This window comes from Okeania sp. SIO2F5 (assembly GCF_010692685.1).
Classification (GTDB): domain Bacteria; phylum Cyanobacteriota; class Cyanobacteriia; order Cyanobacteriales; family Microcoleaceae; genus Okeania; species Okeania hirsuta.
Genome location: NZ_JAAHGU010000265.1, coordinates 1 through 3,406 on the forward strand (window position 1 = coordinate 1; position 3,406 = coordinate 3,406).

Consider the following 3,406-nt stretch of genomic DNA (forward strand, 5'->3'; position numbering starts at 1 on the left):
ACGCATCCTTAAAACTTTAACCTTTAGCGATCGCCTAATTTATGAAAAATACAGCTCATACAGTTACTTTTATGTTACATTATCAATATTTATGTAATATGTAAAGATGCCAGCGCTCATTGCTATATATCTTGTTCGCCACAATTAGTTTTTTGTTTATTTATTAAGCGGATTTGCCTGTTAGTTTTATCAAGAAATTCCCAACTGCGATTAAAGATATATTTATATAAAATATCCGCATCAATAATTCGCAAATCATCAGCAGCTTTACCCAAAAAACATTGAATAAAAAAATAAGTAAATAATCCATGTTTTATATCTTTCCATTTTCTATATTGTTCATAATTATCGCAAAACAAAAGCGCATAAAAACCTTTACTTTTAGCTGCCGTTTGCCAAAATAATTCAATTAATTGTGGAGCAATACTAGATATTTCAAGTTCAGATAATTTCTTACTTTCAGATAAATGCTGAAAATTAATACTTGTTCCACCACTATGACAAGCATTAATAAAAATAAATTGATATTTAGCACCACTTTCTGTCAACTTTTGCAAAATTTCTGCCAGAGGTAAACCTGTTGTAGCTAAATTATTAGTTTGAGTATTTTTCAGACATAATATTGGTTGCTGAATCTGTTTGTCTAAAAAACTATGACCAGAAAAATAAATTAACATAGTATCTTCTTTAGTAGCTTGAGTAACTAATTGATTCAAGCTATTTTTCACCACATCAAGCAGAGGAGATTCAGGTATATTATCGTGATGGATAATAATAGTTTTATTCGTGAATAATTTTGTAGCTGATTCTAATGCAGCCTTTAATTCCTGACAATCATTAACACAATAATTCAGGTTATATCAAATCCGGTTGAATACTTATTATATAGTTGGCAGAGATGGGGAGATAGGGAGATGGGGAGATGGGGAGGTAGTCCGATTTAATATTGAAGTGTGGTATAGAATTATAAACATATACTGTATAACCGAATTCTATATTATTTATTCGGCTATCATCATCTTGATTAATTCCTACTAAAATAATTAAAATTTTGTCTTCACCAGTTTGAAGTTTTTCTACATTAGAATTACCTGCTGATTTCGGCATAATTCGATATTATTACTCCATAATTGTATTGGAGAAAGAGTCAGAATTAAGAGTGTGGTCAAATACCAAGATAAGGAAGCTAAATTCACCCGTGGTCAAGAATTCCATTCTAACTCCTGACTCCTGTCTCCTGACTCCTTTCTTAATAATATATACGATGACAATAGGAAAAATTAGGTGGTGGTGCATAGTAATGGTAAAGGAAGCACCGGGAGTTTGGGGGGATGGGGGGATGGGGAGACGGGGAGTGTGGGAAATGGGGAGATGAGGAGTGTGGGAGAAATTAAAAAATATGTATCCTACCATTACCATGCAGGACTATCAAAATTATACAAATAAATTATACAAACTTGAAAATTTAGAAAAACCTATAATTGGTATACTACCCGAAATATATGAATATTATTTATAGTAATTTTTATTCAGGTATAGTACCGTAGAGACATTCCATGGAAGCTCCCTAGCATGGTTGTAGTTATCACGTAGAGGAGATGTGACTGTTACTGAAGACATTAGAGCTAATGTTGTTACTGATGGTGAAACAGGAGGTGATATTAAGATTAATGTTAAAAACCTTTCTGTGATTGATGGTGCTTTTATATCTGCTAGTACCCTTGGTAATGGGGATGCAGGAAGTGTAGAGATTCATGCTACTGAGACTGTAGTCTTGGATGGAGGAGACTCAGAATTTTTCACTAAAGTTTTTAGTGAAGTGCGACCAGGAGCAGAAGGGAATGGGGGAGGTGTAACTATTACCACCGGGTCTCTGGAGGTGAAAAATGGTGCTTTTATATCTGCTAGTACCCTTGGTAATGGGAATGCAGGGAGTGTAGAGATAAATGCTACTGACACTGTTGTCTTTGATAGAGGAGACTCAGAAAATTTGACTGGAGTAACTAGAAGTGTGGAAGAAGGAGCAGTAGGGGATGCGGGGAGTGTAACTATTACCACTGGGTCTCTATTCGTTAAAAATGGTGCTCAAATACTAGCCAATACTTTTGGTAATGGGGATGCAGGGAATGTAGAGATTCATGCTAATGACACTGTAGTCTTGGAGGGAGAATACTTAAAAGAATATCCGAGTGCAGCAAGTAGCACTGTGGCAGAAGGAGCAGTAGGGGATGGGGGGAATGTAACTATTACCACGGAGTCTCTATTCGTTAAAAATGGTGCTGATGTATCTGCCGAAGTACAAACAAGAGAAGGGGCAACTAACACTGAAGCGGGAGGTAATATTACCATCAACGCCACAGACCTACTAATTTCAGGCCGACTCGGAATATTTGCCGAAACAGCAGGAGAAACCCCCGCAGGTACTCTTACCCTTAAACCCTATAACAGAGATGGGGAGATGGGGGGATGGGGAGATGGGGAGATGGGGAGATGGGGAGATGGGGAGAGTTTGAGAAGAGAAAATTATTCCGCTCGAATTGACCCGAACCTCAATATTACTTTTACCGAAAATGGCTTGATCTCAGCCCGCACTACTTCCAGTGGAGACGGAGGTAATATCAATATATTTGCTCCAGAAAACATAAATATTTCCGGGGAAGGCAGAATAACAGTTGAAACAGAAGGCAGTGGAGACGCAGGTATCATCAACATAGAAACAGAAAACCTCACCATAGCTGAAAATACTACTATATCAGCAGCTACATCCGACAGCGGAGATGGAGGTAGTATCAATATTACTCCTAGCCAAAAATTTCAATTAGAAGGTCAAATTATTACAGAAACTACAGGCACAGGAAATGGAGGAAAAATTACCATCAATACAGGGTCTCTCCAAGCGGAAAATAGTACCATCTCAGCCAGAAGCACTGATGCAGGAAACGCAGGCGCAATAAAAATAACAGCTCAAGAAAATATCGCTACAGGTATTATTCAATCTTCTGCCTCAGAGTCACAAGAAACTGCTGATGGAGGAGAAATTACTATTATCAGTGAACAAGGAGAAATTGATGCGACCCAACCCATCCAGTCATTTTCAGAAAAAGGTAATGCTGGAGATGTTACTCTCCAAGCTAAAAGCGATATCACCACCAATACTATTAGTTCCCACGGCCAACAACAAGGCGGTGAAATAACTATCACCACAGAAACCGGAAATATCAATATATCTCAAGGCTTTCTGGCAAATTATTCTGGAGACGGCAACGGAGGCAATGTTACTATAGAACCCCTAAACGGATCTTTGTGAGAGAGTATAATGGATAGAAAATGCCATACTCAAGTAGCTTGACAGACAGCGAGTGGGCTTTAATTGAACCACTGCTGCCCAAAAAAAAAAGAACTAAAC

Annotated in this window: 3 protein-coding genes; 1 reads left to right on the forward strand and 2 read right to left on the reverse strand. The window is 37.7% G+C overall.

Translation table 11 applies throughout. The features are described 5' to 3' along the window. Positions 1-122: 122 nt before the first annotated feature. Together F6K27_RS32660 and F6K27_RS32665 are read right to left on the reverse strand one after the other, a co-directional pair. The gene (locus F6K27_RS32660; RefSeq protein WP_287280081.1) at positions 123-854 is read right to left on the reverse strand and encodes a caspase family protein; all 732 of its coding nucleotides are present in this window, start codon (positions 852-854) and stop codon (positions 123-125) included. A gap of 1 nt (position 855) precedes the next feature. Then, a complete protein-coding gene (locus F6K27_RS32665) occupies positions 856-1,107 on the reverse strand; it encodes a hypothetical protein (protein WP_287280076.1) in 252 nt (83 codons plus the stop codon). 493 nt (positions 1,108-1,600) lie between these two features. Between F6K27_RS32665 and F6K27_RS32670 the strand changes: the two genes are divergently transcribed. Beyond that, on the forward strand, positions 1,601-3,307 hold the full coding sequence (locus F6K27_RS32670; RefSeq protein WP_287280080.1) for a hypothetical protein: 1,707 nt from the start codon (positions 1,601-1,603) through the stop codon (positions 3,305-3,307). Positions 3,308-3,406 lie beyond the last annotated feature (99 nt).